Below are 4,404 nucleotides of genomic sequence, written 5' to 3'. Positions count from 1 at the left end.
TATCCTCACGAAAACAAGATTATTAAATAGCTCAATTATCACGAAAACAAGATTAATTATATGTTAGCATAAAGTGATGTAAATATGTAGTTAATTTTAATAATAAAAGTAATTAATGCATAACGCTAATAATTATTGTATTTAAATTTGTTTTTTATAAACACGAAAACAAGATTATTAAATAGCTTAATTCTCACGAAAACAAGATTATTGATTACCTGTTGCTTTAATAATTTCTGTTTATATATTTAAAACATGAAGTTAGAACTCTTTTACTCTGCTTTAATGATGGCAGTTGGAGGAATACTAATTTACCTTGCCATCAAGAAGAAAATGGAACCAACTCTATTACTTCCTATGGGGTTTGGGGCAATTTTGGTTAACATTCCAGGAAGTATGATCGCATCAAGTGAAGCTCATGGAATACTAGCATGGCTATATGAAATAGGGATTAATAATGCAGAGGTATTTCCTCTTTTACTTTTCATAGGAATAGGTTCCATGATTGACTTTGGTCCATTACTATCTAAACCTTGGTTAATATTCATTGGAGCAGCTGGACAGGGTGGTATTTTCATAACCATGATAATTGCCTCTCTATTTTTCCCTGTTAATGATGCTGCAAGCATTGGAATTATTGGTGCTGCTGATGGTCCTACTGCTATTTTAGTTAGTATGAGATTACACTCTTCTTTTATCGCTCCAATCCTAATCGTTGCATATTGCTATATGGCTCTAGTTCCAATAATACAACCAATTGTCCTAAGGCTAGTAACAACTCAAAAGGAACGTGAAATTGAGATGCATTACAAGCCGAATGGGGTATCACAAACAACACGTATCTTATTTCCAATTGTTGTAACAGTAGTTTCTGGATTAATTGCTCCAGACTCAATTAGTCTTGTTGGCATGTTAATGTTTGGAAATCTTATTAGAGAGTGTAAGGTTTTAGGCTCTCTTCAAAGAGCTGCTGAAAATATTCTTTCACCTTTAATTACCCTACTGTTAGGGTTAGCCATAGCTCCTAAAATGTCAGGTGCAGAGCTACTAAGGTGGGAGTCTTTAATGATAATTTCTTTTGGACTTCTAGCTTTTACCTTTGATACTATTTGTGGAGTCTTATTTATTAAGGGTGCAAACCTCTTTTTAAAGCAAAAGGTAAATCCATTAATTGGAGGTGCAGGAATATCGAGTTTTCCAATGTCATCAAGAGTAGTGCAAAGTGAAGGTTTAAAAGCGAATAAACAAAATCATCTTCTGCCATTTGCACTGGGAGCTAATGTTTCAGGACAAATTGCAAGTGTAATAGCTGGTGGACTTATTCTTCGAGTCTTTTCTTAAAGGAGTAAATAGTTATGCTAGAAAATTTTTTATACACCTTAAAGCTTGGATTATTATCATATTTGTTACTACTATTATCTATTGGTGTTATTTTTGTTATTATTTGTTTGATTAATAAAATATTTAAAATAGAAGGTAAATAGTTGGACATAGTTAAACAGTTTAAGGAAGTAACGATATCTGTGCTTCCAATTGCGTTAATTGCAGGATTACTATCTCTTTTGTTAAAAGCAGCTACCTATGGTGAGCTTGCGAACTTTGGGGTATCCTGTCTTTTAGTAATAGTGGGATTAACACTATTTTTAACTGGTGTAAACAATGGTTTAATACCTGTTGGTAATAAAATCGGTTCTACAATTACTAAGTCTAGAAGTCTTTTCCTTATTATTTTGGTAGCCTTAGGACTTGGCTTTATTATCACAGTTGCAGAACCTGATGTAAAAGTATTAGCAACACAGATTGCTAATATTTCAAGTTCATTAAGTGTACCGTTACTTCTTGGTGCGATTGCAAGTGGTGTTGCTATATTTTTAGCATTATCACTTGTAAGAACTATTTTGCACATTCCATTAAAACTGCTATTAGCAATTAGTTATTTAGCTTTGCTATTAATTGCATTCTTAGTTCCACCATTTTTTGTTTCAATTGGTTTTGATTCAGGTGGAGCAACTACAGGGCCTATGTCTGTACCTTTTATCATGGCACTTGGTATGGGTATTGCTAAGGTTAGGGGGAAGGATGAGGAAAGTGAATTTGGTTATGTAGCACTATCATCAATAGGACCAATTCTTGCTGTAATGTTGCTTGGAGTTTTCTTCAATATTGATACCGCAAGTAGTGTAGGAGGAAATAGTTCTACACATAGTTTTTTTCAAATCCTTTTAACTTGTTTTAAGGATACGGGACTAGCATTTTTACCTATTATGATAGTTTGCATCATAATGCAAATATTTTTTATGCGCCTTCCGCTATTTAGTGCTTTAAAGCTTTTTAACGGTATGATATTTGCCTATCTTGGCCTTGTATTATTCTCTGTTGGCGTTGAGTTTTCTTTTTCAATGATAGCAAAAACTCTTGGTTTAGCACTTTCTTCTTTTTCACTACCTTTACTAGTTGCAATTGGAGGAGTCTTAGGAGCTTGTGTTGTACTTGCAGAGCCCGCAATATGGGTATTAACAGAGCAGGTTGAAGACGTAAGCCAAGGAATGATAAAAAAACGCTTAATGATGATTACCCTCTGCTTAGCTGTATCAATTGCAGTAATGATGGGCCTTATTCGTTCTGCATTACAAATTCCAATATTGTATTTCATCATACCTTGTTATGCGATTATAATATTATTGATGTTTTTTACTCCTAAACTCTTTTCAGCTATTGCATTTGACTCCGGGGGAGTTGCAACAGGTCCAATGAGTTCAGCCTTCTTGCTTCCATATGCAATTGGAGCTGCTAATGGTAGTTTAGATGCATCTTTTGGCCTTATATCATTTATTGCTATGATGCCAATTCTATCTATTGAGATACTTGGTATCATATATAGGTTAACAGTAAAAAAGGGGGCTAAAAAATGAATAGTTATACACTTATTTCAATTGTTAGAAAGGGTGAGGCTTCCCTTTTGATGAAGGCAGCAAGAGCAGCTGGTGCTCCTGGAGGATCTATTGTTCAAGCAAAAGGTACTGCTTCAAATTCAATATTAGCAGCCCTTGGTATAGGAGATAGCCGAAAGGAAGTTTTAATATCTGTTATTGGAAAAGAAATAAAGGATAGTATTTTAAGTGCTGTAAAGGGTGTGAAGGTTAGTGGAGTTGCGTTACTTTTAGATTGCTTTAGAGCTTTTGATGAGGAGGATGAGATGTTTGATGTAAAATATGAGATGATAGAAGTAATCTGCCAAGCTGGATATAGTGAAGATATTATGGCTGTAGCCAGAAAGGCTGGTGCAAAAGGTGGTACTGTTATCTCAGGTAGAGGTACATCTACAGATGAAGATGTAAAATTCTTTGGAACTCCTCTTGTCCCAGAAAAAGAAATACTAATGATAGTAATTGAAAAAGAAAAATCTGAGAAAGTAAAGAAAGCTATTTCTCAGATGGAAATATTAAATAAAAAGGGTATGGGAATAATGTTTTCTATCCCAGTTAGAGACTTTGTTAACTTAGGATAGGTATTCAACTACCATCTTCCCATCTTCATATTTATTCGATAACACTGTGTATTTTGAGTAAATTTCACTTAGCGCTTTACCATCTTCTGGTTCAAGATAGACGGTAAAGCGTTTTTTACTATTAATTACTCTTTCATACATTTCATCGATAAGGGTATCGATATTTACCTTGTTTTTAACACTTATTTCAATGTGGTTTGGAATTGCTACCTTTAGTCTTTCATAGGCAATTTCATTTGCAATTGAGTCTATTTTATTAAAAACAATAATTTTATCGTTCTCTCCAGCCCCTAATGATGATAATACCTCTAATGTAGTTTGGTGACACTTTTCGCAATCGGGATTAGCAAGATCGACAACAATGATTAGGGTATCGGCATACTTAGCTTCCTCCAATGTGGATGAAAACGCACTAATTAAGTGGTGAGGAAGGTTTGAAACAAATCCTACAGTGTCTGTTACTGTGATATCAACTCTACCTTTAAGTTTCATAGCTCTTGTAGTTGGATCAAGGGTAGCAAAGAGTTTATCCTCAACAAAGGTATTAGCATTAGTTAATAAGTTTAATAGTGAGCTTTTACCTGCATTTGTGTATCCAACTAAGCTAAAGGAATAAGCTTTATTTTTATCCCTACTTTTCCTTTGAACATTTCTTATTTTCTTAACTTCCTCAAGCTCTCTTTTAAGAGTGATAATTCTTTCGCTTAACTTTCTTTTATCAAGCTCAAGTTGTCTTTCGCCAGAACCTCTACTACCTTTAACACCACCTCTCTGTTGTGATAACTCCTCCCAGCGTCTTCTAAGACGTGGAAGAGAGTATTCTGCTCTTGCAAGTGCAACTTGTAGTTTAGCTTCCTTAGTTTGGGCACGGTCAGCAAAGATTTGTAAAATAACTT

Annotated in this window: 5 protein-coding genes; 4 read left to right on the top strand and 1 reads right to left on the bottom strand. The window is 34.4% G+C overall.

The features are described 5' to 3' along the window. The first annotated feature begins 255 nt into the window (after positions 1-255). From SOY52_RS10190 to SOY52_RS10175, 4 genes are read left to right on the top strand one after another with little or no spacing between them, the layout of a single operon-like run. A complete protein-coding gene (locus SOY52_RS10190) occupies positions 256-1,341 on the top strand; it encodes a sodium ion-translocating decarboxylase subunit beta (protein WP_320848845.1) in 1,086 nt (361 codons plus the stop codon). Positions 1,342-1,355: 14 nt separating this feature from the next. Beyond that, on the top strand, positions 1,356-1,484 hold the full coding sequence (locus SOY52_RS10185) for a hypothetical protein (RefSeq protein ID WP_320848844.1): 129 nt from the start codon (positions 1,356-1,358) through the stop codon (positions 1,482-1,484). Then, on the top strand, positions 1,485-2,912 hold the full coding sequence (locus tag SOY52_RS10180) for a DUF1538 domain-containing protein (RefSeq protein ID WP_320848843.1): 1,428 nt from the start codon (positions 1,485-1,487) through the stop codon (positions 2,910-2,912). It begins immediately after the preceding gene. Beyond that, positions 2,909-3,508, top strand: coding sequence for a P-II family nitrogen regulator (locus SOY52_RS10175; RefSeq protein ID WP_320848842.1), 600 nt, complete (start codon positions 2,909-2,911; stop codon positions 3,506-3,508). The genes SOY52_RS10180 and SOY52_RS10175 overlap by 4 nt, the downstream gene beginning before the upstream one ends. On the opposite strand, the gene hflX is transcribed toward SOY52_RS10175, so the two are convergent. Beyond that, positions 3,500-4,404 (bottom strand): GTPase HflX (gene hflX, locus SOY52_RS10170; RefSeq protein ID WP_320848841.1); only part of this gene is annotated, 905 nt, incomplete at its 5' end. The two genes, SOY52_RS10175 and hflX, sit on opposite strands and share 9 nt — an antisense overlap.

The sequence above is a fragment of the Bullifex sp. genome (assembly GCF_034103065.1).
GTDB lineage: Bacteria > Spirochaetota > Spirochaetia > Sphaerochaetales > Sphaerochaetaceae > Bullifex.
This window is presented reverse-complemented; position numbering and strand designations above follow the sequence as displayed.

What these genes read in the sequence shown, in the direction of transcription:
- SOY52_RS10185 (WP_320848844.1), top strand. Translation starts at nt 1,356, where the DNA reads ATGCTAGAAAATTTTTTATACACCTTAAAGCTTGGATTATTATCATAT.
- SOY52_RS10190 (WP_320848845.1), top strand. Translation starts at nt 256, where the DNA reads ATGAAGTTAGAACTCTTTTACTCTGCTTTAATGATGGCAGTTGGAGGA.
- SOY52_RS10175 (WP_320848842.1), top strand. Translation starts at nt 2,909, where the DNA reads ATGAATAGTTATACACTTATTTCAATTGTTAGAAAGGGTGAGGCTTCC.